The 26,765-nt window shown below is 27.7% G+C and carries 29 protein-coding genes; 28 read left to right on the top strand and 1 reads right to left on the bottom strand.

Annotation, left to right across the window (positions count from 1 at the left end):
- The first annotated feature begins 90 nt into the window (after positions 1–90).
- The 16 genes from ACY1IQ_RS03545 to ACY1IQ_RS03470 all read left to right on the top strand — a co-directional run bounded on the left by ACY1IQ_RS03545 (position 91) and on the right by ACY1IQ_RS03470 (position 14,264).
- On the top strand, positions 91–489 hold the full coding sequence (locus ACY1IQ_RS03545; RefSeq protein WP_461612671.1) for a cytidine deaminase: 399 nt from the start codon (positions 91–93) through the stop codon (positions 487–489).
- An 11-nt stretch (positions 490–500) separates the two neighbouring features.
- Complete coding sequence (gene era, locus ACY1IQ_RS03540; RefSeq protein WP_461612670.1) at positions 501–1,385, top strand: GTPase Era; 885 nt, start codon at positions 501–503, stop codon at positions 1,383–1,385.
- 17 nt (positions 1,386–1,402) lie between these two features.
- A complete protein-coding gene (recO, locus tag ACY1IQ_RS03535; protein WP_461612669.1) occupies positions 1,403–2,161 on the top strand; it encodes a DNA repair protein RecO in 759 nt (252 codons plus the stop codon).
- Between the two features lie 21 nt (positions 2,162–2,182).
- Complete coding sequence (locus ACY1IQ_RS03530; protein ID WP_461612668.1) at positions 2,183–2,734, top strand: DUF4342 domain-containing protein; 552 nt, start codon at positions 2,183–2,185, stop codon at positions 2,732–2,734.
- A 350-nt stretch (positions 2,735–3,084) separates the two neighbouring features.
- Positions 3,085–3,717 carry a helix-turn-helix transcriptional regulator gene (locus ACY1IQ_RS03525; RefSeq protein ID WP_461612844.1) on the top strand — a complete coding sequence of 211 codons (633 nt, stop codon included), beginning with the start codon at positions 3,085–3,087 and terminating at the stop codon, positions 3,715–3,717.
- Positions 3,718–3,788: 71 nt separating this feature from the next.
- Positions 3,789–6,425: a pyruvate, phosphate dikinase gene (ppdK, locus tag ACY1IQ_RS03520; protein ID WP_461612667.1), complete on the top strand. Its 2,637-nt coding sequence runs from the start codon at positions 3,789–3,791 to the stop codon at positions 6,423–6,425.
- A 1,036-nt stretch (positions 6,426–7,461) separates the two neighbouring features.
- Positions 7,462–8,010, top strand: a complete 549-nt coding sequence (locus ACY1IQ_RS03515; protein ID WP_461612666.1) for a tryptophan transporter — start codon at positions 7,462–7,464, stop codon at positions 8,008–8,010.
- A gap of 37 nt (positions 8,011–8,047) precedes the next feature.
- Positions 8,048–9,073 carry a tryptophan--tRNA ligase gene (gene trpS, locus ACY1IQ_RS03510; protein ID WP_461612665.1) on the top strand — a complete coding sequence of 342 codons (1,026 nt, stop codon included), beginning with the start codon at positions 8,048–8,050 and terminating at the stop codon, positions 9,071–9,073.
- Positions 9,074–9,314: 241 nt separating this feature from the next.
- On the top strand, positions 9,315–9,929 hold the full coding sequence (locus ACY1IQ_RS03505; RefSeq protein WP_461612664.1) for a TetR/AcrR family transcriptional regulator: 615 nt from the start codon (positions 9,315–9,317) through the stop codon (positions 9,927–9,929).
- 14 nt (positions 9,930–9,943) lie between these two features.
- Positions 9,944–10,420, top strand: a complete 477-nt coding sequence (locus ACY1IQ_RS03500) for a flavodoxin domain-containing protein (protein ID WP_461612663.1) — start codon at positions 9,944–9,946, stop codon at positions 10,418–10,420.
- An 18-nt stretch (positions 10,421–10,438) separates the two neighbouring features.
- Positions 10,439–10,987 carry a flavodoxin family protein gene (locus tag ACY1IQ_RS03495; protein WP_461612662.1) on the top strand — a complete coding sequence of 183 codons (549 nt, stop codon included), beginning with the start codon at positions 10,439–10,441 and terminating at the stop codon, positions 10,985–10,987.
- Between the two features lie 2 nt (positions 10,988–10,989).
- Entirely contained in the window at positions 10,990–11,334 is a 345-nt protein-coding gene (locus ACY1IQ_RS03490) for an NAD(P)H-dependent oxidoreductase (protein WP_461612661.1), read from the top strand.
- A gap of 43 nt (positions 11,335–11,377) precedes the next feature.
- Entirely contained in the window at positions 11,378–11,662 is a 285-nt protein-coding gene (locus ACY1IQ_RS03485) for a hypothetical protein (RefSeq protein ID WP_461612660.1), read from the top strand.
- Between the two features lie 192 nt (positions 11,663–11,854).
- A complete protein-coding gene (locus ACY1IQ_RS03480; protein ID WP_461612659.1) occupies positions 11,855–12,241 on the top strand; it encodes an FMN-binding protein in 387 nt (128 codons plus the stop codon).
- A gap of 194 nt (positions 12,242–12,435) precedes the next feature.
- Positions 12,436–12,897: a GyrI-like domain-containing protein gene (locus ACY1IQ_RS03475; RefSeq protein WP_461612658.1), complete on the top strand. Its 462-nt coding sequence runs from the start codon at positions 12,436–12,438 to the stop codon at positions 12,895–12,897.
- 467 nt (positions 12,898–13,364) lie between these two features.
- A complete protein-coding gene (locus ACY1IQ_RS03470; protein ID WP_461612657.1) occupies positions 13,365–14,264 on the top strand; it encodes a metallophosphoesterase in 900 nt (299 codons plus the stop codon).
- A 143-nt stretch (positions 14,265–14,407) separates the two neighbouring features.
- Here the strand turns inward: ACY1IQ_RS03470 and ACY1IQ_RS03465 are convergent, their stop codons facing one another.
- The gene (locus ACY1IQ_RS03465) at positions 14,408–15,001 is read right to left on the bottom strand and encodes a TetR/AcrR family transcriptional regulator (RefSeq protein WP_461612656.1); all 594 of its coding nucleotides are present in this window, start codon (positions 14,999–15,001) and stop codon (positions 14,408–14,410) included.
- 145 nt (positions 15,002–15,146) lie between these two features.
- Here ACY1IQ_RS03465 and ACY1IQ_RS03460 point away from each other — a divergent pair, with 145 nt between their 5' ends.
- The 12 genes from ACY1IQ_RS03460 to ACY1IQ_RS03405 all read left to right on the top strand — a co-directional run bounded on the left by ACY1IQ_RS03460 (position 15,147) and on the right by ACY1IQ_RS03405 (position 26,760).
- Positions 15,147–15,722, top strand: coding sequence for an NAD(P)H-dependent oxidoreductase (locus ACY1IQ_RS03460; RefSeq protein WP_461612655.1), 576 nt, complete (start codon positions 15,147–15,149; stop codon positions 15,720–15,722).
- A complete protein-coding gene (locus ACY1IQ_RS03455) occupies positions 15,722–16,405 on the top strand; it encodes a flavodoxin (RefSeq protein ID WP_461612654.1) in 684 nt (227 codons plus the stop codon). The genes ACY1IQ_RS03460 and ACY1IQ_RS03455 overlap by 1 nt, the downstream gene beginning before the upstream one ends.
- Before the next feature lie 448 nt (positions 16,406–16,853).
- Complete coding sequence (locus ACY1IQ_RS03450) at positions 16,854–17,276, top strand: DMT family transporter (protein ID WP_461612653.1); 423 nt, start codon at positions 16,854–16,856, stop codon at positions 17,274–17,276.
- A gap of 11 nt (positions 17,277–17,287) precedes the next feature.
- Positions 17,288–17,737: a DMT family transporter gene (locus ACY1IQ_RS03445; RefSeq protein WP_461612652.1), complete on the top strand. Its 450-nt coding sequence runs from the start codon at positions 17,288–17,290 to the stop codon at positions 17,735–17,737.
- Positions 17,738–17,901: 164 nt separating this feature from the next.
- On the top strand, positions 17,902–18,330 hold the full coding sequence (locus tag ACY1IQ_RS03440; RefSeq protein WP_461612651.1) for a GNAT family N-acetyltransferase: 429 nt from the start codon (positions 17,902–17,904) through the stop codon (positions 18,328–18,330).
- Positions 18,331–18,509: 179 nt separating this feature from the next.
- Positions 18,510–18,926: a YjdF family protein gene (locus ACY1IQ_RS03435; protein ID WP_461612650.1), complete on the top strand. Its 417-nt coding sequence runs from the start codon at positions 18,510–18,512 to the stop codon at positions 18,924–18,926.
- A 167-nt stretch (positions 18,927–19,093) separates the two neighbouring features.
- The gene (locus ACY1IQ_RS03430; RefSeq protein ID WP_461612649.1) at positions 19,094–19,864 is read left to right on the top strand and encodes an SDR family NAD(P)-dependent oxidoreductase; all 771 of its coding nucleotides are present in this window, start codon (positions 19,094–19,096) and stop codon (positions 19,862–19,864) included.
- 128 nt (positions 19,865–19,992) lie between these two features.
- On the top strand, positions 19,993–20,343 hold the full coding sequence (locus ACY1IQ_RS03425; protein ID WP_461612648.1) for a NifB/NifX family molybdenum-iron cluster-binding protein: 351 nt from the start codon (positions 19,993–19,995) through the stop codon (positions 20,341–20,343).
- Between the two features lie 715 nt (positions 20,344–21,058).
- On the top strand, positions 21,059–21,751 hold the full coding sequence (locus ACY1IQ_RS03420; RefSeq protein WP_461612647.1) for a response regulator transcription factor: 693 nt from the start codon (positions 21,059–21,061) through the stop codon (positions 21,749–21,751).
- On the top strand, positions 21,729–23,909 hold the full coding sequence (locus ACY1IQ_RS03415; protein ID WP_461612646.1) for a sensor histidine kinase: 2,181 nt from the start codon (positions 21,729–21,731) through the stop codon (positions 23,907–23,909). The genes ACY1IQ_RS03420 and ACY1IQ_RS03415 overlap by 23 nt, the downstream gene beginning before the upstream one ends.
- 309 nt (positions 23,910–24,218) lie before the next feature.
- Positions 24,219–25,598 (top strand): MATE family efflux transporter, encoded by a 1,380-nt coding sequence (locus ACY1IQ_RS03410; protein ID WP_461612645.1) that lies wholly within the window; start codon positions 24,219–24,221, stop codon positions 25,596–25,598.
- 385 nt (positions 25,599–25,983) lie between these two features.
- Entirely contained in the window at positions 25,984–26,760 is a 777-nt protein-coding gene (locus tag ACY1IQ_RS03405) for a helix-turn-helix domain-containing protein (protein ID WP_461612644.1), read from the top strand.
- The last annotated feature ends 5 nt before the right edge of the window (positions 26,761–26,765 follow it).

Genomic DNA, 26,765 nt, shown 5'->3' with positions numbered 1-26,765 from the left:
TTATTAAAAAGTTGAAATTATATCATATAGTGGTATAATTTATGTACATTTATTTGGAGATTAATATTTTATTTATTTTGGAGGTAGTCCATGGAATATAAAGAATTAGTAAAAATAGCAATTAAAGCAAGAGAAAAAGCATATGTACCATATTCAAAATTTAAGGTAGGAGCAGCAGTTGTAACAGAGGACGGTTCAGTTTATGAAGGATGTAATATAGAAAACGCATCTTATGGTGCAACTAATTGTGCAGAAAGAACAGCTATATTTAAGGCCATATCTGAAGGTCACAGAGAAATAAAAGTCATAGCAGTTGTAGGTGATATGTCTACCTTTACAACTCCTTGTGGTATATGTAGGCAGGTAATAGCTGAATTTGCTTCTAAAGACTTAAAAATAATTATAATTAAAAATGAAGATGAATATGTGGTGAAAAACTTAGAGGATATATTACCAGGAGCATTTACTAAAGAGGATTTGCTTAAATAGAGGAGGAAATAATGTTTAGATCAGGATTTATAACAATTATAGGAAGACCAAATGTAGGAAAATCAACATTATTAAATTATATAATGGGAGAGAAACTTTCCATAGTTTCAAGTAGACCACAAACTACAAGAAACAATATACAAACCATATTAACAAAAGAAGATTCACAAATTGTATTTGTAGATACACCAGGAATGCATAAGCCAAGGCACAAATTAGGAGAATATATGGTTAATGTAGCTAAAGATGCCTTAAGTGAAGTAGATGTTGTTTTATTTATAACCACACCAGGTGAAGAAATGAATAAAGGAGATATTCACATATTAGAACAGCTTAAAGAATGTGATGTACCTGTATTCTTATTGGTAAATAAAATAGATGAAAATCCAAATGAAAGAGTAGCAAAAACTATAGCAGAATATGCTGAGTATTTTAAATTTGCAGAAGTAGTACCTATCTCTGCAATTAATGGCAAGAATGTCGATAAGGTTAATAAGCTTGTAGTTAATTATCTTCCAGAGGGGCCTAAATATTATCCAGAAGATATGATAACAGATCAACAAGAAAGATTCATTGTAACGGAAATTATAAGAGAAAAAGCATTAAGGCTATTATCTCAAGAAGTACCACATGGTATAGCTGTAGAAATTATTTCTATGAAGAAGGATGATAAAGATAGATATCATATTGATGCTAATATGTTATGTGAAAAAGATTCTCATAAGGGAATTATTATAGGTAAAAATGGTAGTATGTTAAAAAAGATTTCTACTTATTCAAGACAGGATATAGAAAAGTTCTTTGATAATCAAGTAGTGCTAAAGTTATGGGTTAAGGTTAAAAAAGATTGGAGAGATAGCCCAATGATGCTTAAGGAGTTAGGATATAAAAAGTAGAACTTGGAGTTGATTAATTGAGCATAATTAAAACTAGAGCAGTAGTAATAAAAACGCAAGACTATAAAGAAAATGATAAACTAGTTTGGCTTTTTAGTGAAGAACTAGGGAGAATATCTGTTATAGCAAAAGGAGCAAGAAAAAGTAAAAGTAAATTTATGTCTTCAACTTTACCTTTTTGTTATGGAGAATATGTAATATTTAAAGGAAGAAATCTGTATACCTTAAATGAAGCAAAGATAATAGAATCATTTCAACAGATGCTAACAGATTTTGAAACATTAATTTATGGATCTTATTTTAACGAACTTATAGATATTGCCTGTGAAGAAGAAAATTACGGTACGCTATTTAAAGATTTCGTAACTTCTTTTTATCTTATTAAAAATAGTGTAGCAGATTTAGAAATACTAACTAGAACTTTTGAACTAAAATTACTAAAAGCTACAGGATACGGATTGAATTTGGAACAATGTAGTATTTGTGATAAAAAATTTAAAAGTTCTAATTATTTATCCTTTCAATATTATGGTATGGTTTGTAATGAATGTGAAAAAACATATGGTATTCACATTACTGCATTGGCTTATAATATATTAAAATTTTTAAATTCTATAGAACTTGAAAAAGTACCTAGAGTTACTATAAATGAAGAGGCGAAAAAGGAGCTAAATAAAATTTTAAGCTCTATCATAAGCGCTAACTATACGAGAAAGCCAAAAAGTCTTTTAATGTTAAAGCATTTTGATTACATTGAAGAAAAAATCCAAAAATAATAAAGAAGGAAGGTATAAAAAATGAGTGAAATAACTTTAGAAAAAATAGATATGTTAAGAGAACGTGTTAACATTACTTATAGTGAAGCAAAAAGAGTACTAGAATTATGTAACGGAGACGTTTTAGAGGCTTTAGTTTATATTGAAGAAGAAAAAAAGAAAAAGAAAAGTGAAAGCTATACTTTTTTAGATAAAGATGAAATTATTGATTATATTAAATCTTTAATAGAAAAGGGAAATGCTACAAGAATTACTATTAAGAAAAATGATAAAATAGTTTTTGATATTCCTTTAAATGGGGCATTAGCTGTAGGAGCAATTTCAATAATGTATCCTAAATTACTAGCAGTTCTGGCGGCGACAGCATTAATTAGTAAAGTAACTATTGAGATAACAAAAACTGATGGAACAGTAGAAGTTATAAATAAAATGGTAAAAAATGTGGTAGATGATGCAAGAGATATAGCGACAGATGTTACTTCGGATTTAAAAGAAAAAATAAATAAATCCTTTGGAAAAGACAATAATATTCGTGAAACAAACTTTTCTTATACAGTAAATTTTGATGATTAATGAAGATAGACTTCCTATCTTCATTTTTTTGTGCTATACTTAATATGAAAAGTGTAGCACAAAAGAATTTCGTTCAATTAAAATGCTAAAATAAATAATAAAACAAATGATAAAATGAAATAAAGACTATTTCAGAAAATTTGCACATTTCCGAAAAATATGGTAAAATATATTAACTAACAATTGACAAATTATTAGTTAATTAGAGCAATTTATTGAAATGAAAAAATATTTTATTAAATATATTACTATGATAAAATATTTATAAAATCTTAATTCATCTTACCTTACGTTTAATTTAAAGATAGCATTAAGTTTTTAGAATTTTAAAGCGAAAGAGGGCGAAAACAATAGAATTTTCACCAAGACAAGAAGAAATAATAAAATTAGTAAAAGAAAATGAACCAATTACCAGTGAAGCACTAGCAGCAAAATTAGGATTAACTCGTTCAGCGTTAAGACCAGACTTATCTATTCTTACTATGATTGGTATATTAGAAGCAAGACCTAAAGTTGGATATATATACTCAAAAAAGACCTCACAAGGCTTTAGTAGTGACTATATAAGAAGTATTAAGGTAAAAGACGTCATGTCAAAACCAGTAGTTGTAACAGAGGACACTACAACTTATAATGCTATTTTAGATTTATTCTTGAATGATGTAGGCACATTGTTTGTAGTGAATGATGGAAATTTAGTTGGTGCAGCATCTAGGAAGGATTTCATAAAAACAGCAATGGGGACAGCGGATATACATAAGGTACCTGTTGGTATTATTATGACTAGAATGCCAAATATAATTATAGTTGAAGAAGAAGATACAGCATACCAAGCTGCTAAAAAGATTATAGAACATGAAGTTGATTGCTTACCGGTGGTAAGAAAGGAATTTATGAATGGAAAAGAAATTCATAAAATTGTTGGGAAAATTTCAAAAACAAATATAACTATGCTTTTTGTAAAAATGGGTGAAGGTAGGTAGAGAAAATTATTTGAAATATAATTAATTTTCCGCCTATTTAGCTATATATTTTGTTTTAAGGGGTTGTTAAGATGGAAACTAAAAAGTATGTATACCTTTTTAAAGAAGGGAATGCAGCAATGAAAAATCTTCTTGGAGGAAAGGGTGCTAATCTTGCAGACATGACTAGTATAGGCATTCCAGTACCTCAAGGATTCACTGTTACAACAGAAGCTTGTAATAAGTATTATGAAGATAATGAAGTAATCTCAGAAGAAATTGTTGAACAAATACATAGCAAGATGGGAGAGCTAGAAAAACTTACAGGAAAACAATTTGGTAGCTTAGAAAATCCGCTATTAGTATCAGTTAGATCCGGTGCAAGAGCTTCAATGCCAGGCATGATGGATACAATATTAAACTTAGGCTTAAATGACGAAACAGTGGAAAGTGTAGCTAAAAAAACTCAAAATCCTAGATTTGCTTATGACTCATATAGAAGATTCATTCAAATGTTTTCAGATGTTGTTATGGAAATTGAAAAGAAACATTTTGAAGATATTATGGATGAAGTTAAAGCAGCAAAAGGTGTTAAACTTGACACTGAGTTAGATGCAGACGACCTAAAAGAATTAGTTAAAAGATTTAAAGAATTCTATAAAAAGGAAAAAGGAGAAGACTTTCCTTCTGACCCAAAAGTTCAACTAATAGAATCTATTACTGCAGTATTTAGATCTTGGAATAATCCAAGAGCTATAGTTTACAGAAGACTTAATGATATTCCATCAAATTGGGGAACAGCTGTTAACGTACAAGAAATGGTGTTTGGAAATAAAGGTGAAACATCAGGAACGGGAGTTGGATTTACTAGAAATCCTGCAACAGGAGAAAAGGAAATATTTGCTGAGTATTTAATGAATGCTCAAGGAGAAGATGTTGTTGCCGGTATTAGAACTCCTCATCCTATATCAAGATTACATGAAGACATGCCAGAAATATATAATCAATTTATAGAAATTGCAAATAAATTAGAAACACATTATAGAGACATGCAAGATATGGAATTTACTATAGAAGAAGGAAAACTTTATTTCTTACAAACAAGAAATGGTAAGAGAACAGCTCAAGCCGCTTTAAAAATAGCTGTTGATTTAGAAAAAGAAGGAATGCTTACTAAAGAAGAAGCTGTTTTAAAGGTTGAGCCAAAACAACTAGACACACTATTACACCCAAATTTTGATAGTGTAGAACTTAAAAACGCTAATGTTATAGCTAAAGGATTACCAGCATCTCCAGGAGCTGCTTGTGGTAAAGTTTATTTTACTGCTGAAGATGCAAAGGAAGCTCATGAAAGTAGAGGAGAGAAGGTTGTACTTGTAAGGCTTGAAACTTCACCAGAGGATATAGAAGGTATGATTGCTGCTGAAGGTATATTAACAGTAAGAGGAGGAATGACTTCTCATGCTGCAGTTGTTGCTAGAGGCATGGGAACTTGCTGTGTTGCTGGATGTGGAGAACTAAAGGTTAATGAAGAAGCAAAAACTTTTGAAGCTTCAGGAGTTATTTATCATGAAGGTGATTACATTTCAATAGATGGTAGCACTGGTAATGTTTATGCTGGAGCAATAAAAACTGTTGAGCCAGAAATTAGTGGATATTTTGGAATACTAATGGGATGGGCTGACGAAATTAGAGCATTAAAAGTTAGGACTAATGCAGATACGCCAAGGGATACAGCTCAAGCTATTAAATTTGGAGCAGAAGGTATAGGATTGTGTAGAACTGAGCATATGTTCTTTGATTCTGATAGAATAATGGCAGTTAGAGAGATGATAGTTGCAAAAAATGAAGAACAAAGAAGAAAAGCTTTAGCTAAATTATTACCAATGCAAAGACAAGATTTTATTGGAATTTATGAAGAACTAGAAGATAGACCAGCTACTATAAGATTCTTAGATCCACCTCTACATGAGTTTTTACCATCAGACCGTGAGGATATGGAAGAATTAGCAAAAGACTTAGAAATAACTTATGAAGACTTAAAAAGTACAATTGATTCACTACATGAGTTTAATCCAATGATGGGACATAGAGGATGTAGACTTGCTGTATCTTATCCAGAGATTGCAGAAATGCAAACTAGAGCTGTAATAGAAGCAGCTATAGATGTTAAAAAGAGAAAAGGTTATAATATAATACCAGAGATAATGATTCCACTTGTTGGGGAAGTTAAAGAATTAAAATATATTAAAGACATAGTTGTTAAAACAGCAGATGAAATAATAAAAGAAAGTGGAATAGAGCTTAAGTACTTAGTAGGTACAATGATAGAAATTCCAAGGGCTGCACTTACAGCGGATGAAATTGCAAAAGAAGCTGAATTCTTCTCATTTGGAACAAATGATTTAACTCAAATGACATTTGGATTCTCAAGAGATGATGCTGGAAACTTCTTAAAACATTACTACGATAAGAAAATATATGAATTTGATCCATTCCAAAAGCTAGATCAAACTGGTGTAGGTAAGCTTGTTAAAATGGCTGCTGAACTTGGAAGAAAAACAAGAAATGATTTAAAAGTTGGTATATGTGGAGAACACGGTGGAGATCCATCTTCAGTAGAATTCTGCCATGATGTGGGATTAAACTATGTATCTTGTTCACCATTTAGAGTACCAGTAGCAAGACTTGCAGCAGCTCAAGCACAAATTAAAAATCCAAGAAAATAATATTAAAAAGCGTGGTTTTTACCACGCTTTTTAAATTGAATAAAAATAAATTTCAATCAATGTTTTTATAAATAAGGTATAATATATATGTATATCATACGAAAATTACGAGTATCTTAATTTATTCTATTAAAAAGGTGAAGAAGTTTTGTTTAATTGGCTATTGATAGTTTACAAAAGAAAATTAATTATTGATATTTCTCTTTTGTAAGAAAAGCTTCTAATCGATTTTTTGAAATGATATAGCAATTTTTTATAGGGGATTAGCAATTGTATTGCTAGTAAAAAAATTAATTAAAGAAATTATTTTAATAAAAGCTAATTTCATTCTCATAATATAAGTATAACATAATAAATAATCTATAAATTTTATTTAATTGGGGGTGCTAATAAAAAAATAGGTTGACATTTTAAATAATAATGAATATAATTTTAATAAGTATAATAATTTTAATCCAGTGAAGAGGGATAGTAATTAAATTTAGGTTCGTTAAAGAGAGCTGGGGATGGTGGAATCCTAGTATGAAAGAGTTTAATGAATGGGCCTCAGAGGAATAAAGGGAAATCTTTTTAGATAGTACCAGTTATCGTGGGCTGCACGTTATAGCGGATAGAGTATGTTAGTACTTGAAGTTGAGAGGCGTATAGTATATGTATAAACTTTTAGTACTTAAGGTATTATAGATTTGTAACTTATACTTTTTTTATTGTATAAAGTTTATTTGTTTTTAAGTTTATAAATCTATTGATTCTTAAGTAAATGAAAATTAAGCTTATTAAAGCAAGTTATACATATATTGCAATTTAGGTGGTATCGCGGATAATATCTCCGTCCTATTGATTTAGGGCGGAGTTTTTTTATTTATGAAGATAGAGGGTAGAGAGTAAAGAATGTTAGGGGGGAGTATCATGGTGTGAAAGTGTATTTCAAAAAAGTATATAAATAATAAAAAATTAAATGAATTTAGGTATATGAAAAAATACACTATCATATCAACTAGTTATTTTTTCAATATGCCTCAGGAGGAGTGAGAATATGAATATAAAGAAATTAACAATTAACGCATTACTTTTAGCTGTAGGTGCACTATTACATCAGATTACCCCTGCATTAGGATTACCAATGCAACCGGATTTTGCTTTGGCAATGTTGTTTATAATAATCATATTAAACAAGGATGATTATAAATCTTCTTTAGTAGCTGGTATAGTAACAGGAGTATTTACTGCTATGACCACAAAGTTTCCAGGAGGCCAAATACCAAATATGTTAGATAAGTTGATAACGGTAAATTTTGTGTATATATTAATCTTTGTACTTTGTAAGTTTAAATCTTTTAAGAAATTAAGTGAAGGAAAACAAAATTATATAATAGCTTTAGTAATATTACCTATAGGAACCTTAATTAGCGGAATAATATTTTTATTATCAGCGCAAATAATAATAGGTCTGCCAGCATCATTTAAAACATTATTATTAACAGTAGTACTACCAGCTACAGTGATAAATTTAATAGCTGGGATGTTCTTATATAAAATGGTGAACTTATCTTTAATCAGAGCTTCCTATTCAGTAAAAAGATAGTATTACTTTGGAAAAATCTTAGGTTAGAGGTGTTTTTATGAAGAAAGATATAATTTTAACTGGTGATAGACCAACAGGAAAGTTACACTTAGGGCATTATGTAGGCTCTTTAAAAAATAGGGTTCAATTACAAAATACAGGAGATTATGAAACATTTTTATTAATTGCAGATTTACAGGCGCTTACTGATAACGCAAGAAATCCAGAAAAAATAAGAAATAGTTTAATAGAAGTTGCTTTAGATTATTTAGCTGTTGGTATAGATCCAACAAAATCTACAATTTGTGTTCAATCACAGATAGCAGAACTGCATGAATTAACAACTTACTACTTGAATTTAGTAATAGTGTCTAGATTACAGCGTAATCCAACAGTTAAAGAGGAAATTAAACTGAGAAATTTTGAAAATAGTATACCAGCAGGTTTCTTAACCTATCCAGTAAGTCAAGCAGCTGATATTACAGCATTTAAAGCCAATATAGTTCCTGTAGGAGAGGATCAACTTCCTATGATTGAACAAACCCGAGAAATTGTAAGAGCTTTTAACTCTATATATGGAGAAGTTTTAGTTGAGCCTAAAGCATTATTACCAAATGAAAATGGTTCCTGTAGATTACCCGGAATAGATGGAAAATCTAAAATGAGTAAATCTTTAGGAAATGCAATATATCTATCAGATGGAGCTGATACTATAAAGAAAAAAGTAATGGGAATGTTTACTGATCCTAATCATATAAGAGTTGAAGATCCAGGCGAAGTAGAGAATAATCCAGTATTTAGATACTTAGATGCTTTTGCTAAAGATAAGGCTGCTGTAGAAGAGATGAAAGCCCACTATAGAAGAGGTGGACTTGGAGATGTAAAAATAAAGAAATATTTAAATGAGGTTCTACAAGCTGAGCTATCTCCTATAAGACAAAGAAGAGAAGAATTACAAAAGGATATTCCTAGCATATATAAAATATTATATGAAGGAAGTCAAAAAGCCAGAGAAACTACAACGAAAACACTAAAAGAAGTTAGAGAAGCTATCGGATTAGAGTATTTTAATGGAAAAATTTAATTAATAAATTTTAATAAATAAAAACACAGTTGTGAAATAATTGTTTTACAACTGTGTTTTTATTTATTATGATAATAATTTTTCTCTTATCTATATTTTAGCGAGATAATAATTAGATTCTTATGATTATCTAAAGTTTAAATATTATATTTACCTACAAAGAAAATAGTGGTAAAATAATATTGAACAGTGTTTAATATTATTACGATGTTCAATATTATCTATTCTATTGGAGGAAAAAATGGGAACTACGGAAAGAAGAAAGCTTGAAAGAGAGCTTATAAAGAAGAAGATACTAGAGGCTGCAAGTGATATATTAGCTAAAGAAGGATATGAAAATTTATCTATACGGAAAATTGCTAAGAGAATAGAGTATTCGCCAGGCATTATTTATCATTATTTTAAGGATAAAGATGAAATAGTAACTTTGATTGTGGAGGAAGGATACGGAAGGATATTAAAGACAATAAGTAAAATTCCTGTAGATATTGAAAATCCAGATAAGTCAATAGTAAATGGCTTAAAAGCCTATATTGAGCTTATGCTTGAAGCACCAGAGCAGTTTAGAGCAATTGTGATGAACGATATTGAAGGTATACAGGATAAAGTCAATATACTAGATGAAGGTATTTCAAAGGAGAGAAAGAGTATAGAATCTATGTGTAAGTTAGTTTCATTAGGTATTGAAAAGGGCATATTTAGAGAAATGGATGTTGAACTTACTGCACAGATTATATGGACATCTACCTATGGACTTCTTTCTAGATTAATATTAGAAAAAAGCATTTCTAAGAAGCAAAAAGATAGACTTATAGATCATCATTTTCAAATTCTTATCAATGGATTATTAAAATAAAGGGAGATTTTAAAATGAAAACACTTATTATTTACGGGTCTAAACATGGATGTACAGAAAAATGCAGTATGATTCTAAAGGATAAGCTTCAAGGAGAGGTTACATCTATAAATATAAAAAACCAAGATATACCTGATATAGAGTTTTTTCATAACATCATTATTGGCGGTTCAATTTATATAGGTAAAATTCAAAGTGAAATAAGAAATTTTTGCTTTGAAAATATTAATATCTTAAAAAATAAAAAAATTGGATTTTTTATATGTTGTATAAACAGAGATAATGAAGAGATGCAATTAAATAGTTCTTTTCCAGAAGAATTGTTAACTCATGCATCGGCAGTAGGATATTTTGGCGGAGAATTTATATTTAAAAATATGAATACTCTGGAAAGATTCATAGTAAAGAAGGTAGCTAAAACTAATAAAGATATATCAAATATTTCAGAAGAAAATATAAATAAATTTGCAAAGTTAATAAATAATATTTAGCTTAGGGAGGAGTAGAGTTTGAGGGCAGTAATACTTGATGGATTTGAAGAAGAAAATCTCATAGGTGCTATACTTAAAAAGATGTTTGAAGGAAAAGGCGAGGAATTTTCATATTTTAAGCTTAAAGATATGAACATATTACCCTGTAGAAGTTGTGGAGCTTGTTCGCATAAAACTCCAGGTAAATGTGTATTTGAAGATGAGATGCCTAGTATAATTAAAGCTTTTGCGAAAAGTGATGTAATGATAATGCTTACTCCTATAAGGTTTGGAGGATATTCTTCACAATTGAAAAAAGCTCTTGATAAATTCGTGGCAGTAGGTCTCCCACTCTATATTGTTAAGGATGGTCATATGCTTCATCCTATGCGATATGATAGTAAATTGATAATTGGAATAGGGATAGCTTTAAAAGATGTAAAAGGGGCAGAAAATAATTTTAGAACCTTAGTAGAAAGAAATGGATTAAATATGCAGTGTACACAGAAAACTCTTATATTTAAACCATCAGATGATATAAGAAAAATAAAGCATGAAATAGAGGATGTCCTTAGAGGAGAGGTTTAAATATGAAGGGAAAAAGATTTCTTATATTAAATGGAAGCCCTAGAAAAAAAGGAACTTCCTATAGCTTTGGACGCACAATAAAAAAGCTTATAGAAGAAGAAGGTAGTACTGCTGAAATTATACACATTATTGATTACCTTGACAAAAATAAAAATATTAATAATTTAAAAAGCATTATTTTACAAAGTGATATCATAAGTTTCATATCCCCTTTGTATGTAGATACACTTCCTTATCCTGACATTTGGTTCTTTGAAAAACTCACTGTTGATTTTGTACATGAACTTCAAGGGAAGAGTTTTTTTTGCAATAGCTCAATGTGGATTTCCAGATATAATCCTTTGTGAGCCGCTTCTAGAATCTTGTAGGTATTTTGCAGAGGAGACAGGAATGAAATGGATGGGAGCCTTAGCTTATGGAGGAGGCGCAATAATAAATGGAGAATTGCTAGAGAATTTAGGAAGGAAGGGAAAGAAAATTACCACAGCTTTTAAACTTGCACTAAAAGATGTTTTTCATGGGGAAATAATATCTTCTGAACCTCAAAAACTTCTAACAGTAAAAATTCCTAAATTTTTTTATCCACTATTAGTAGCTTTTTTAAATTATAATTCAAGAAAAACTGCAAGAAAGTATGGGGTTACAGACCTTAGTAAAAGAACCGATCTTGAATAAAAATATATTTTTATATTAGTCATATAAATTGAAATAACTGATTAAAGCCGTTTAGAATATTTTCCATGAGATAAGGATATTGATTTTACTAACATTATGGAGTTTAGTGAATATAACTTCTAAACATACTAACTAGTTATTATTATATACCTTATATAATATTTGGATAAAATTATTAAGGAGAGAAGTAAAATGAAGAAATCCATAAAAATTCTTATTAGTATAATAATTGTCATCTTTATAGTTATAACTGCTGGATTTTTCTATATAAAGTCTATTGAAGTACCGAACATTGAAATCAAAAATATTAATATTAAAGAGATTAATGATGGTTCTTACATTGGAGAATATGAAGCTGGTCCGGTAAAAGCTATTGTGAAAGTTGAGGTAATAGGGAATAAAATTAATGATATAAAAATTGAAAAACATGACTGTGGATTAGGTAAAAAAGCGGAAAAAATAACAGAGGAGATTGAAAAAGCGCAGTCATTACAAGTTGATGAAGTTAGTGGTGCTACACTAAGCAGTAAAGTAATTTTAAAGGCAGTTGAGATTGCTCTTGAAAAAGGAAAAGAATAGATTACAGATATACAAATTCGTTAATCTTAGTAGGGGACTTATTATAAAATATTTTGGTAAGAATAAATAGAGTGAGCTTAAGAAAATAAATATTTCCTATAAAAGTTTTTGAATATGACAGACAGTTGTAAAGTTTAAAATGATAAGATTAACTAAAGTATTTTAAGAATTTAATAATGTTAGGAGTAACGAAGATGAATTATGAAATAGTTAATATACAAGAAAAGATTGTAGCTGGCATAGGAGTAGAAACTACCAATAAAAATATGAAGGCTATGACAGATATTGGTATGCTATGGGGAAAATTTATAGGAGAAAAGTTAATAGATTCTATTCCAATGAGGGTAAATGAAAAAGCGATAGGATTATATACAGAATATGAAGGTGACTATACAAAACCATATAAATTTTATTGTGCTGCTGAAGTAAGTAGTGCTATAGAAGAAAAGGACGATATTGTTACCAAAGTTATACCATCGGGTAAATATGCAAAGTTCACAGTAAAAGGTCATATGCAAAAGGCAGTAGGTGAAGCTTGGGAGAAGATTTGGAACATGGATTTAGATAGAAAATATAATTGTGATTTTGAAGTTTATCATAATGATAGCGAAGACATAAATAATCAAACCATTGATATTTACATCTCCTTAAATTAGATTTAAGGTATATCTACAAAAATAATTTTAATGTTAAAGACGAAAAAAGATTTCTATTTTATATAGGAATCTTTTTATTTTAATAATAATTGTATAATTTATAGTTCATTTTAATAACTATAGAAAATTGCAACCTAACAAGTTAGTAATAGTTATAGAATTTAGCTTCTTTTTGTTAATAATCATATAACTATTTAATGGAAAATGGAAGAATTGATAAAAGCTCTAGAGTATTGTTCATAGCACCTCAAATGGATTTAAGAATGATCCTGAAGTATTTAATATGATCAGAACATTTTAAAGTTATTAAAAGAGATTTTATTGTTTAAAAATTTTCAATTTTAAAGATTTAGTAGCAGAAGCCAATTATGTTTTATGCTACTATTTTTATAAAGAATTTTAAATATTAAATAACAGAGAAAATACTTTTTCATATTATGTACTAACCAATAGTTTTGAGGTTAGATATGTTTGAAAAAGATATTTTAAAAGACATTTTAAAAGACATTTTAAATAAAGCTCCAGAGATAGAGATTGATGATGAATCAAAAATAGTGTTTATAAGCGATTGTCATAGAGGGGATGGCACTTGGAAAGATGCTTTACTTCCCAATAGAAATATATATATGGCTGCACTCAGTTACTATTACAACAATGGTTTTACTCAAATTGAAATTGGTGATGGGGATGAACTTTGGAAGGTGCCTAAAATTGTTAATATATATGAAATTCATCAGGATATTTTTGAGATGTTACTAAAGTTTAAAAATGATAATAGATTTTATATGATTTTTGGAAATCATGATGCAGTAAAAAATACTAAAAAATTTAAGAAGGACATTGAAAAGTTAAGGTTTGATTTGGAGAAAAGAACATTATACGATTTATTTCATAATACACCTATATATGAGGGCTTGGCCTTACTTTATAGGCCAACTAATAGGAGGGTGCTTGTAGTACATGGGCATCAAGTAGATTTTATGAATTATAATTTAAGCTTTGTAACTGGATTTTTAGTGAGATATGTTTGGTCATTTCTTGAACAAGTCTTTGGATTTAAGAACCTTACAAGCCCAGCTAAAAATAATTCTAAAAGAACAAAAGTTGATAAAAAATTGGAACAATGGGCTAAAAATAATAATCAGCCTATTATAGCAGGACATACGCATCGTTCAAGATTACCAGAGACAAAAAAAAGCATTTATTTTAATGATGGCTGTTGTGTTCATCCTTATTCTATGAGCTCTATAGAACTAGAAAATGGTAAGCTTACTTTAGTTAAATGGAGTGTAATATCTCTTGAAAGTGGTATATTATCAGTAAAAAGACAAGTAATTGGTGGACCAACAGCTCTTAAGAATATTTAAAATAAATTTTAAATATAAATTAGATTTATATTCCAATGATATATTCATCTTCTCTCTAATCTCTATTAATTATATTTCAATAAAATTCACCATAAATTATATAAATTCTACTAGAGATTTATATAATTTATGGTTTAGTCTGTTTACATTTTTAGATTTTCATCAATCATTTTATGAACTAATTCTAAATAATCTCCTTTATAATCAAGAGCTTTATTAGCAATTAACACAGCCATACCGTGAACTAAACTCCACATAGTTAAAATATTTAAAGTATATGTGTCTTTATCTAAATTCATTGATGAAAGATAAAATTCAGCACTTTCTTTAAAAACATTAAATGGACTATTTATATGGTATAAAAATTTATTATCTTCAACAACAATGGGGGAGGTATGCTCTGTAAGAAAAAGAAATTTCAAGTACTCAGGATTTTCAACCATAAATTTTACATAATACTTTCCCATTTCAAGAATTTGAGCTCTTGGATCATCGGAGTAATTTATAGTTGCCGTCATAAGTGAAGATTTAAAACTTTCTATAACTTTAAGAGCAATTTCATTAATAAGTGCATCTTTGTCCTTGAAATGCTTATAAGGTGCCGTATGACTTACTCCACACATACTAGCAACCTTTCTCAAGGAAAAACATTCAAAGCCTTCTTTATTTAGAAGTAATAGTCCTTTATCTATCATATCTTCTTTTAAAGTACCATGATGGTATTTTTCTTTAGTCAATTCTATACACCCTTCCAAATTGAATTTAATATAAAAATTGTATCATAGTATGTTGACAATGTAAACTTACATGATGTATAATTTTGGTATAAAGTTTACAGTGTAAACTTTTTGTGTTTTATAATAATTCTGATAGGGGGACATTATGAGAGTATTGATTATAAGTGATGATTCTAATAAAGAAGATATTGGTTCTAATTTACAAAAAAAATTAATTTACGAACTTCAGAAAAGGAATTATAATTATAAGAATTATAATATAGGAAATTCCCACTTAACTCATTGTATAGGCTGTTTTAAATGTTGGCTTAATACACCAGGAATATGTATATATGATGACTTAGCCAGGAAAATTAATAATAGTGTTGTATGGAGTGACATATGTATATTACTTACTCCAGTAAAATATGGTTGTTATAGTCCAGCTATAAAAAAAGTGCTAGATAGAAATATAGGTAATATTCTTCCTTTTTTTAAGATGATAAATGGTGAAATGCATCATGCTCCACGTTATGATAAATACCCACAGTTAGTTATGATAGGTTATGGAAAGGAAATAACAAGCCAAGAAGAAAAAACTTTTCAAGATTTAAATAGGGCAAATGCAATAAATTTTCAAAAAAACATGGCAAAGACATATATATGCAGAAATATAGAAGAGATATATAAAATTACTAATGATTTTATTAAATTCCTTGAAAATATAGGTGGTGATAAATAATGAAAAAAGTATATCTTATCAATGGAAGTCCAAGAAGTAAAAATAGTGCATCCAAGTATTTTATCAATGAAGTGTGTAAATTACTAGATAAAGAAAAGATTGAGATAGAGAAAAGAAGTATAATAGATTTTAGGAAAAGTATAGATATAGAAAAAATATATACAGAAGCAATTAATTCTGATAATATAATTTTTACTTTTCCTCTATATGTGGATTCTTTACCTTCAACAGTGATAGAGTTTTTAGTTGAATTTGAAAACTTTATTAAAAATAAAGAAAATTTTATGGATGGAAAAAGACTACCAAGGGTGTATGCTATAGTTAATTGTGGCTTCTTTGAAGGTGAACAAACTAGATATGCTATTCAAATTATAAAAAATTTTTGTGATAAAGTACATTTTATATGGAGATTTGGAATAGGTATAGGAGCTGGTGAGTTTATGCGAGAAACACAAAATAATATTCCTCTAAATAGAAATCCGAAGCAGAAGATTTATAAAGCGCTTCAAGATATGAAAGAGGATATAGAAAACAATGTGGAAGTGCCCAAAAATAATATATTTAAATCTCCTCAATTCCCTAAATTTTTATTCAAGTTTATGGGAAATAGAGGTTGGATAAAGATGGGTAAATTAAATAAGATCACTAAAAAAGAACTTTATGCAAAACCTTATGCCAAATAGAAAAATGTATTAGGAATAGTGTAGATCAAATTGATTAATATGTAATTATGTACTATTAATAATAATGATTAGGTTAATTGAATATTAATTAATTTCCATAATTTATTTTTATAACAAATAATTATTTAGTAACTATTATAGAGATTTACTATATATTATAGATTAACCGCAGTTTTTAAAATTGCGGATTTTTTTATTTTATTCATATAAATCTCTTACTAACCTTTTTAAGACACCTCTATTTAAAACTATCAATAGATTATTTTGCTCCATAATAATTCCCTCCATGATTAAATACATAATTAGATAGTATTTTATATCATACTGACATCATAGCATAGATATTTTCACATTATATATTAAAGAATATTTTTATATATGACAAATGTCGTATATAAAAATAATTTTATTTGATAAACTAAACATTAGAATAGAGAGGAGGGGTTTTATGTATGAAATTGGAGCCATATTTATAGGCATTTTTATTGCTATAATGGCAACATTCAATGCCATATTACATAGCTACTCAGGTAGTTACTTATCAATATTAATAATACATATAGTTGGTCTTATTACATTAATATTTATTTTAATAGTAAAAAAGCAAAAAATTATCTTTAATAAGAAAGTTCCTGCTTACTTATTTAGTGCAGGTGCCATAGGGGTTTTAATGGTGTTATTAAGTAATATATGCTTTACTCATCTTGGTGCTTCCTTAACTTTGTCATTAACAGTTTTTGGTCAATTAGTAGTATCTTGCTTTATTGATCACTTTGGATTGCTTGGAATGAATACTTATAAGTTTCAAAATAAAAAAATTATAGGTTTTATAATAATATCTATAGGAATTGTTGTTATGGCAATATATTAGGAGGTTATAATATGATTTATATAATATTGGCAATGATAGGTGGAGGACTTACAATAATATCAATGATTATAAATGCAGGCCTAGCAAAAGAAATAGGTGTACTTAGAGGCACACTTATAAATTATATAGTGGGATTGCTAGTTATTTTAATCATAATGGTATTTGCAAAAAGTACATATAATTTTAATATTGATAATTTTTCTAACATACCTTTTTATGCTTTTTTAGGTGGGCTAATTGGAGTGATAGTTGTATCTGCTTCCAATGTTGTAATTCCTAAAATACCAACCATGTATACTACGTTACTTATATTTATAGGACAGATTTTTACAGGAATTATTATAGATTATTTAGAACTAAGCTCTATATCAAAGGGAAAAATAATTGGTGGATTACTGATATTATTGGGGATGCTATATAATTCTAATGTGGATAAAAAACAGTTATCTAATAACAATTAAGTAAGCTTAGTTCAATAATTGTAAATTGCAAATATTTTAAGTTATAAATTAAAATATTTAATAGAATATATATTGCCTATATATTAATTTTAAGATAGTATATCTGTAAACATAATCAGTGGGCTATATATTGTTAAATTATTTTGATTAAGGGGGAGATTTAAATGAGTTCAATTAATGATAAAGATCATAATTTTATATTAAAGCCTTGCAGTGAGAAGGAAAAAGAATATATTCATAATAAGTTAGTTGAACATAATGTTAAATTTATTACAGATTATGAGGAGTTTAGTTTTTGTTATAAGGATGAAGATGAAAAAGTAGTTGGTGGTATTGTTGCTTCAAGAGATAATGAATGTTTAACAATAGATTTCTTATGGGTGGATAATTCACATCGTGGAAAAGGAATTGGGGAAAAGCTAATAAAACATATGGAAAGCATAGCAGTAGATAAAAAGTGTAAACTTATTTATCTTAATACTTTTGGTTTTCAGGCGCCTGAATTTTATAAGAAAATAGGATATGAATTATTTGGATTACTTGAAGAATGTATTAATGGTTATGATCAATATTTTTTTAAGAAGATATTGTAATAATTTAAATTGTTATAGATACATGTAAAAATTATTAGAAAGATATATAATAAAAATAAGAGATAAAAACACAGTTCCGTTGGTAGTCGGAACCTATATATAGTTAAAGATGATAAAGTAGCAGTAACCTGCCCTCCTGGGTTGTCCATTCTCTTAAAGGTTAATTTTAGGAGGGTAAAATGAATACAGTAAAATTAAAGCTAACGATACTTTTTGAAGAATCATTTTGGGTAGGTATACTAGAGAAATGGGATGAAAATTATAAGGTAGCAAAGGTGATTTTTGGATCGGAACCGAGGGATTCAGAAATATATGAATTTATACTTAGTAAATACTATAATATTAAATTTAGTATTACAAAGGATGAAGAAATATTTTCTGATAAAAAAATAAATCCTAAAAGATTGCAAAGAAAAATTAAAGAAGAAGTAAAAAATAAAGGAATTGGCACCAAGGCTCAACAAGCATTAAAAGAAGAATTAAAAACTAACAAACTGCAAAGAAAAGCTTTTAAAAAAGAAAAGAAGGAATTAAAAGAAAAAATGAAATTTCAATTGAAACAGGAAAAGAAAAAGGAAAAGAAGAGAGGTCATTAGCAGCTTCTTAAATGTAAGTAATAAATTAATACTTACATTATTTAAAAATCATAGCTTTTAATAAAGTTATGATTTTTATTTTGGGAAAAGTTTAATTTTATATGCCTTAAGCAGTAATGTACTGATATAATTTTCTATAAATAGATATTTAAAATGGAGGTATTATTTTGAGATATACTTTGATTACAGGTGCTACTTCTGGAATAGGATATGAGCTAAGTAAGGTTTTTGGAGAGAATGGTCATAATATGATTTTATGTGGTCGTGATATAAAAAGACTTGAGGAATTGAAGGCGGAATTTCAATATTATTCTGGTGATGTAGTTATTTTAGCTGGGGATTTAAGTTGCTTTGAAGATATTATGAGAATATATGAATTTATAAAAAAAAATAATTACGACATAGAGTTTCTAATTAATAATGCAGGACTTGGATCTTTTGGAGCTTTAAGTGATACTTCTTTAAATAGAGAGCTTAATTTAATTGATGTTAATATTAAGGCAGTGATTCATCTTACTAAGCTTTTTTTACCTGATATAATTGAAAGAAACTCAGGTGGAGTTTTAAATGTATCTTCTACTGCTGCTTTCTCACCTGGACCTTTTATGAATAATTATTATGCTTCTAAGGCATATATACTTTCTTTGACGGAGGGATTAAAAGAGGAACTAAAAAGCACTAATATAAAGGTTTCAGTGTTGTGTCCAGGACCTACTGCTACTAATTTTCAAGAAAGAGCACAGGTTAAAAAGACTGACTTTGCAAAGAAAACTTTAATGAATCCAAGATCAGTTGCTTGCATTGGATATAAGAAATTTATGAAAAATAAGCTGGTTATTGTACCTGGGATTAATAATAAATTGCTAGTGATTTGCTCTAGAATAATTCCTAATAGATTATTAAGTAAAATAATTAGAAGGGTTAATAGAGAAAAGTAAAATTTTATTATGCGATAAAATAGAAGCTAGAGGTATTAATATTAAAGAGATATACAATAAGGGAACTAATTGGATTTTTAATCTGTATAGGTATATAATGGAACCATATAGAAAGGAGTGTAGTATATATGAAAATAGCAATACCAAAAAACGGGGATATGATAAACCAACATTTTGGAAAAAGTGAAAGTTTTATTATAGCTACAGTTGAAAATGGGAAAGTAACTGAAAAGAAGGAAGTTTCAGTTATGGATTTACAACATAATCATGGAGGACTATCTAAGTTAATTTTAAATGAAGGTGCATCAGTGGTAATTACTGGAGGAATAGGCGCTGGAGCTTATAATGCTTTAAAAGAATATAAGCTAGATGTTATAAGAGGAGTCAATTCAACAATAGATGATGCCCTATCAAATTATTTAAAAGGTGAATTAAAAGATAGAGCTGTTATGTGTAATCATCATGGAGAGCATCATTAGAATTTATTAAACCTTAAGGTTATGTTATAGGCATATTTAGAAATTAAGGATTAATAATTAAGATTGAAGAATTTAGGATGAAATTCACTAAGTGTGAATTTCTTAAAATAAAATTTATTCTAAAAAACTCCAAAGGCATTGACGGTGGAGTTTTAACTATAATTTTTAATTCATAAATAAGAATTCTTATTATAAAAGTTAAAATGATGTATAAGCTAAATTTTGATTAAAAATCCTATAGTTTATATGCATAAAACCTTAAAACAAAGAAAATTTCAACTATTTTAAATGTACATATTTTAAAATAGTTGAAGTTTTTTCTGCTTTTAGAGTAAGAAGCTACTTTTGTACTATTAATCTTAGAAGAAAAAATTTATAATATTTTATAAAGCAGATAATTTATAAGAAATACGATAAAATGTTTTATAGATAGATTCAATATTTAAAATTGGAAGTATTTCTTAAAGAACAAATAAAAAATATTTAGAATACCGAGGTAGCAGATAAAGTTCTGTTACTTTTTTATATTTAAGCTGTTTTTTATGATTATTAATAGTTTAATAGTTAAAAGTATATTTCTTAAGAAATTCTTAAGAAATATGCTAACTGTTTTGTAAAAAATCCTTTGTACAATAGTGCTGTAGTATTAGTAAAGAGGAGATGAATGAATATGGAGATGATATAATAAATTAAAGATAAATGGAGGGATAGATACATGACTAAATATAGTGTTTTAGCAGTTGATGATGATAAAGAAATTAGAGATGCTATTGAAATTTATTTAAAAAATGAAGGTATAAATGTTTTTAAGGCAATGGATGGAATTGAGGCGCTAAATATTTTGGATAAAGAAGAAATTCATCTTATATTAATGGATATTATGATGCCAAGAATGGATGGAATAAAGGCAACTTTTAAAATTAGGGAAAGTAAAAATATTCCTATAATTATGCTTTCAGCAAAATCTGAGGATACAGATAAAATATTAGGACTTAATATTGGAGCAGATGATTATATTACAAAACCTTTCAATCCTTTAGAATTAGTTGCAAGAGTGAAATCTCAATTAAGAAGATATACAAGCCTTGGTAATTTTAAAGGAAATGATGATGTGATTATAGTAAGAGGGCTAATACTGAATAAAAGTACAAAATCTATAACTATTGATGGTGAAGAAGCTCGCATGACTCCTCTTGAATATAAAATATTAGAATTACTTATGGAGAATAAAGGGAGAGTATTTTCTATTGATGAAATTTATGAAAAGGTATGGAGAGAGAGTAGTTATAACTCTGAAAATACTGTAGCAGTGCATATAAGGAGGATAAGGGAAAAAATTGAGATAAATCCCAAAGATCCGAAATATTTAAAGGTGGTGTGGGGAATTGGATATAAAATCGAAAAGTAAAATTATATATATAATAACTTTCATAATAGCTATTTATTTGATTGCATTTGCAGTTTTAACAGGTATGGACATTAAAAATCAAAGGAGTTTTCTAAATAAAGATGCTTTTTTTACTTCTAATAATTTTGAAAATGCTTTAAATAATAAATTTAATGATATAAAGAAATATTATTTATACTTTAATGATTATGAGAAAAAAACTGATAGAGAGAAGATATCACAGGAGGAAATGAAGTTTCAAATAAAAAAAGATAAAGAAGAAAAACAAAAAAAAGTTGATGCTATTAGAGATGAATATAGTGAAGAAATTGATGAAAATTATTACAATTTAGATCTTCCAAAACTTAATGCTCTTGTAGCAGAAAGAGATAAAAAAATTAGTGATATAGAAAATAATAAAGAAGATAAAAGTAAAGCAGAAGAGAGAATTAGAAAAAAAGCAATAGAAGAAAAAGATAAAGAATACCCTATTTTAAAGGAAAAAATATTAAACAAAGAAAATTTCATTAAGTACTATTTTAAAAATAAAAATAATGATGAAATATATACTAATATAGAAAAGGATATAGATATAGAAAAATATATAGAAGAAGAAGCTCTATATAGCGTAAAGTATCCAGAGGATAATTATAAAAGTTATTTTACAGCCTATATTGGTAACGAAATTAGGGAACTTAATTGGGATGGATATTTTATAGCTTCTAAAACTATGAGTGAAAATAATCAGTTATACAAAGATTATAAGTATTATTCTTCAATAGGAGAAAGGATATATATAGAAGTTTGCATATTTATAATAACATTTATATTAATTATTATTGCATCATTTTATTTATATAGAAATAGAATAAGCATTCCTTTATTCTTAATCAAAATAAGAAATTTATTCAAGAAAATACCATTGGATATAAGAAGTATTATATTTATTATTTATTCTTGGCTTATACTAATATACATATCTAATACAGAATTTTTTTATCTTCCATTGGGTATTGAGCATATTGGAAAGTTAACACTTATAGCTGTGTATATCTTTTATGCCTATTTAAGCATAAAAGAGTTAATTACAATTAAAAGAAATAAAGAGGAACTTAAAAATCAATGGAGTAATAGTTTAATTTACAAATTCAAAGTTATTATGAAAGGATTTAGTATTTATAAAGGATTTCTTTTTAAGCTTTTCTTTATAAATATACTTACCATAGGGTTCATTATGAGCACCATATTAATATTTCATCGTAGTATTGAAGAGATTATTTTATGCAGTATCTATGACATTATATATTTACTTGTTATAGTTCCGTATGTTTTAGAAAAAATGGCACTTTTTAATAGAATTAATAAAGGAACAGAAGAAATTTTATCTGGTAATTTCGACTATACAATAGAAGTAAAAGGTAAAGGAAAAAGTGGTCTTGAGAAATTAGCTCATAATATAAATAATATAAAGGCTAGTTCTAAAATAGCCGTAGATAACCAGATGAAAAGTGAACGATTAAAATCAGAACTTATTACCAATGTATCTCATGACCTTAAAACTCCACTTACATCTATAGTTAACTATATAGATTTGCTAAGAAATGAAAATCTTTCTAAAGATGATATTAAAAAATATGTTGAGATACTAGAGAAAAAGTCTCAAAGATTAAAGACTTTAATTGAAGATTTATTTGAAGCATCTAAAATGTCTAGTGGTGATATTGAACTGTCTCTGCAAAAGGTAGATTTGGTAGCACTATTAAAACAAGCATTGGGAGAATATGATGAGAAAATTAAAAATTCTTCTATCGGTTTTAAGCTAAATATAGAAAAACAAAATATTTATGCATATTTAGATGGGATGAAAACCTGGAGAGTTTTTGATAATTTAATTAATAATGCTCTGAAATATTCTGAAGATAATACTAGGGTATATCTTTCTTTAGAAGAAAAAGATAATAAGGCAGTTTTTATTATAAAGAATATTTCAAACTATGAACTAGATTTTGAACCAAATGAGATATTTGAAAGATTCAAACGAGGTGATAAATCTAGAAATACAGAGGGTTCTGGTTTAGGACTAGCTATTGCTAAAAGCATTGTAGATATACAAGGTGGAACTTTAGATATAGAAATTGATGGAGATCTTTTTAAAGTTATTGTAAAGTTTCCACAATAAACTTTAACTATTTAAAAATAAATAACAATCAATATAGTAGGATATTTTGTGTCATATAAAGCATTAGAATGGATTTATAGTTATGCTATAAATTAGTTTTGCAGATGCTGCATTACATAAAATATCCTTTTTATTTTTCACTAGCTATTCATTTGCTTATGTATTAGTAGAGGTATAGTAAAATATTTTGACATGATGATTCATATTCATATAATATAGAGCATTAAAAGTTTAAGTTTAAACTGATATTATTTGATGATATAATCTATGTATTACGAATTGTGAATAAATGATATTGGGGTGGGATTAATGAAGGGAGAAAAGAGAAAAAATCTTATACTTAGCGGTGAATTGTATAGAGTAATTATTACACTGTCTTTACCAATTATGATAAATAATTTGATTCAAACACTTTATAATTTAGCTGATGGGGTTTGGGTAAGTAAGATTGGCTCAGTTGAGTTTGCTGCTACTTCTTTTGTGTGGCCAGTAAACTTTTTATTTATATCTTTAGGCATGGGGCTTTCAATTGCAGGTACATCTATATTATCTCAATTAATAGGAGCATCAAGATATGAGGAAGCCAACAAATATTCGAGTCAGCTTGTTGTGATATCTTTAATAAGTTCTATTTTTTTTGCTATTATAGGATATATTATAAGTCCAGTTGTTATTAAGTTAATGGGTGCTACTGGTGATTTAGCTGACTATAGTAATATTTATCTTAGGATTACCTTTTTAGATATGCCATTTACTTTTTTATTTTTCAACTTTAATTCTATTATGAATTCCCAAGGGAATACCTTAACTCCAACAATACTTAGTGGTATTAGTGCTATACTTAATGTAATATTAGACCCTATTTTCATATTTACATTTAAAATGGGCATTGCTGGAGCAGCTATTGCAACTTTACTATCAAAAGTATTACTTGCTATGGCAAGTATATATATATTAATAAATTCGTCCACAATGATTAGACCATGTTTTAAGAGTTTTAAATTTGATAGGAAGATAATAAGAAAAATTATAAATGTTGCATTGCCTTCCTCAATAGGGCAGTCAGGTTCAGCTTTAGGGTTTATAGTTCTTAATGGATTTATAGTATCTTATGGAACTGCAACACTAGCAGCCTTTGGTATGGTTAATAGAATTACTTCTTTAGTAATGCAGCCAGCTATGGGTATTGGAGCAGCCCTAACATCTATTGTTGGACAAAATTTAGGGGCAGATAAAATAGATAGAGTGAAAGAAGCCTTTGGAAAATCTTTAAAACTTACCATTTCATTTTCTATAGTGGGATGTATTTTAATGATATTAGCGGATAAACAAATTATAAACTTTTTTATGCAGTCAAAAGATGATGTCGAAGTAATTTCTCAAGGAATTGTATATTTGCGTTATATTTCAGCTTCAATGCCACTTATGGGGATTTTTAGTGTATTTCAAGGAATATTTCAGGGATCAGGACACACTAAATACTCTATGGCAATGGAAATTGGCCGTCTATGGTTTGTAAGATTACCTATGATATTGATATTTAAACATTTTACCAATGTTGGATCTTCAGGAATATGGTTTTCTATGAGCTTTAGCAATTTAATAGTATGTGTTTATGGATTTTTGATTTATAGAAAAAATCATTGGCAAAGAAAAGTTATAAGAATGGAAGAAGCAATTCAAAAGTAAATATGTAAGTTAGTTATAGAGTGATATAGTGAACTTAAATATAAACTTAACTCTTACACCATTTTAATTTCCATAATAAAGATTCCTATTTATGAATTAAAAATTAAGAATGAAAGATGAATAATTATAGTTAAAACTCCACAGTCAAAGCCTTTGGAGTTTTTTTAGAATAAGTTCTATTTTAAGAAATTCACTAAGAGTGAATTTCTTCCTAAATCCTTCATTTTTAATTATTAATCCTTAATCTTTAAAGATTCTATGTCCTTAGATGTAGTGACAAAGTCACAAATTTTAGGGACATATTCTTTTGTTTATAAGGAATTTAAAAGGTTAAAAATGATATAATGATGATAATTATAGATTAAAAATTTTATGAGGTGCTCAAATGAAAGAAAATATTTATATTTTTTATTCGGATGATCATATAAGTTTTATTACAAATAAAATAGATGCAAGTTTGCATATTCATAATTCTATTCAGATTACAGTAAGTATAGAAGAAAAGTTTTCTGTAAAAATAAAAAACAATATAATTAATGAAAGTGGTATTATTATTAACTCCAATGTATCTCATGAATTATTTGGTAAAGATGGTTGGCAGATATATTTTTTAATTAATCCTGAATCAATATTTGGTGAAAAGATAAAGAGAATGTACATGAAAAATAAAGACTTTTACATTATACCTGAAGATGCAACAGAGGCTATTAGAGAATTAGTTAAAGAGAAACATATAGCCATTGATAATAAAGCTAAATACAATAAATTTATTTCAGAAATTTATTCAATTCTTTCTTTAGAAAATTATACAATTAATCATCTATTAGATGAAAGAGTAGATAAAGTTTTAAAGTATATTGCTAATAATAATTTAACAGAAGTATCCTTAGAAAGCTTAAGTAAAAGTGTATTTTTGTCTGAAAGCCGATTGTCTCACTTATTTAAAGAAAATATAGGAATTTCTATTAGTAGTTATATATTAAATTATAAAGTTAGAAAAGCTTTTAAACTAATTTTTGAAGGACAAAGTATTACCACATCAGCCCTTGAAGCGGGATTCTATAGTTCATCCCATTTAACCAATGTGTGTAAGGAGAAGCTAGGTATGATACCAAGTGCTATTAAGAAAAACAGCAGATATTTGCAAGTAAATAATTATTAATTCCC

The sequence above is a fragment of the Clostridium sp. Marseille-QA1073 genome, from assembly GCF_054863625.1.
This window is presented reverse-complemented; position numbering and strand designations above follow the sequence as displayed.

Bases quoted from the DNA above. Each gene is read 5' to 3' on its own strand.
- ACY1IQ_RS03545 (WP_461612671.1), top strand. From the start codon at position 91: ATGGAATATAAAGAATTAGTAAAAATAGCAATTAAAGCAAGAGAAAAA.
- era (WP_461612670.1), top strand. From the start codon at position 501: ATGTTTAGATCAGGATTTATAACAATTATAGGAAGACCAAATGTAGGA.
- ACY1IQ_RS03530 (WP_461612668.1), top strand. From the start codon at position 2,183: ATGAGTGAAATAACTTTAGAAAAAATAGATATGTTAAGAGAACGTGTT.
- ppdK (WP_461612667.1), top strand. From the start codon at position 3,789: ATGGAAACTAAAAAGTATGTATACCTTTTTAAAGAAGGGAATGCAGCA.
- ACY1IQ_RS03515 (WP_461612666.1), top strand. From the start codon at position 7,462: ATGAATATAAAGAAATTAACAATTAACGCATTACTTTTAGCTGTAGGT.
- trpS (WP_461612665.1), top strand. From the start codon at position 8,048: ATGAAGAAAGATATAATTTTAACTGGTGATAGACCAACAGGAAAGTTA.
- ACY1IQ_RS03505 (WP_461612664.1), top strand. From the start codon at position 9,315: ATGGGAACTACGGAAAGAAGAAAGCTTGAAAGAGAGCTTATAAAGAAG.
- ACY1IQ_RS03500 (WP_461612663.1), top strand. From the start codon at position 9,944: ATGAAAACACTTATTATTTACGGGTCTAAACATGGATGTACAGAAAAA.
- ACY1IQ_RS03490 (WP_461612661.1), top strand. From the start codon at position 10,990: ATGAAGGGAAAAAGATTTCTTATATTAAATGGAAGCCCTAGAAAAAAA.
- ACY1IQ_RS03485 (WP_461612660.1), top strand. From the start codon at position 11,378: ATGAAATGGATGGGAGCCTTAGCTTATGGAGGAGGCGCAATAATAAAT.
- ACY1IQ_RS03480 (WP_461612659.1), top strand. From the start codon at position 11,855: ATGAAGAAATCCATAAAAATTCTTATTAGTATAATAATTGTCATCTTT.
- ACY1IQ_RS03475 (WP_461612658.1), top strand. From the start codon at position 12,436: ATGAATTATGAAATAGTTAATATACAAGAAAAGATTGTAGCTGGCATA.
- ACY1IQ_RS03470 (WP_461612657.1), top strand. From the start codon at position 13,365: ATGTTTGAAAAAGATATTTTAAAAGACATTTTAAAAGACATTTTAAAT.
- ACY1IQ_RS03460 (WP_461612655.1), top strand. From the start codon at position 15,147: ATGAGAGTATTGATTATAAGTGATGATTCTAATAAAGAAGATATTGGT.
- ACY1IQ_RS03455 (WP_461612654.1), top strand. From the start codon at position 15,722: ATGAAAAAAGTATATCTTATCAATGGAAGTCCAAGAAGTAAAAATAGT.
- ACY1IQ_RS03450 (WP_461612653.1), top strand. From the start codon at position 16,854: ATGTATGAAATTGGAGCCATATTTATAGGCATTTTTATTGCTATAATG.
- ACY1IQ_RS03445 (WP_461612652.1), top strand. From the start codon at position 17,288: ATGATTTATATAATATTGGCAATGATAGGTGGAGGACTTACAATAATA.
- ACY1IQ_RS03440 (WP_461612651.1), top strand. From the start codon at position 17,902: ATGAGTTCAATTAATGATAAAGATCATAATTTTATATTAAAGCCTTGC.
- ACY1IQ_RS03435 (WP_461612650.1), top strand. From the start codon at position 18,510: ATGAATACAGTAAAATTAAAGCTAACGATACTTTTTGAAGAATCATTT.
- ACY1IQ_RS03425 (WP_461612648.1), top strand. From the start codon at position 19,993: ATGAAAATAGCAATACCAAAAAACGGGGATATGATAAACCAACATTTT.
- ACY1IQ_RS03420 (WP_461612647.1), top strand. From the start codon at position 21,059: ATGACTAAATATAGTGTTTTAGCAGTTGATGATGATAAAGAAATTAGA.
- ACY1IQ_RS03410 (WP_461612645.1), top strand. From the start codon at position 24,219: ATGAAGGGAGAAAAGAGAAAAAATCTTATACTTAGCGGTGAATTGTAT.
- ACY1IQ_RS03405 (WP_461612644.1), top strand. From the start codon at position 25,984: ATGAAAGAAAATATTTATATTTTTTATTCGGATGATCATATAAGTTTT.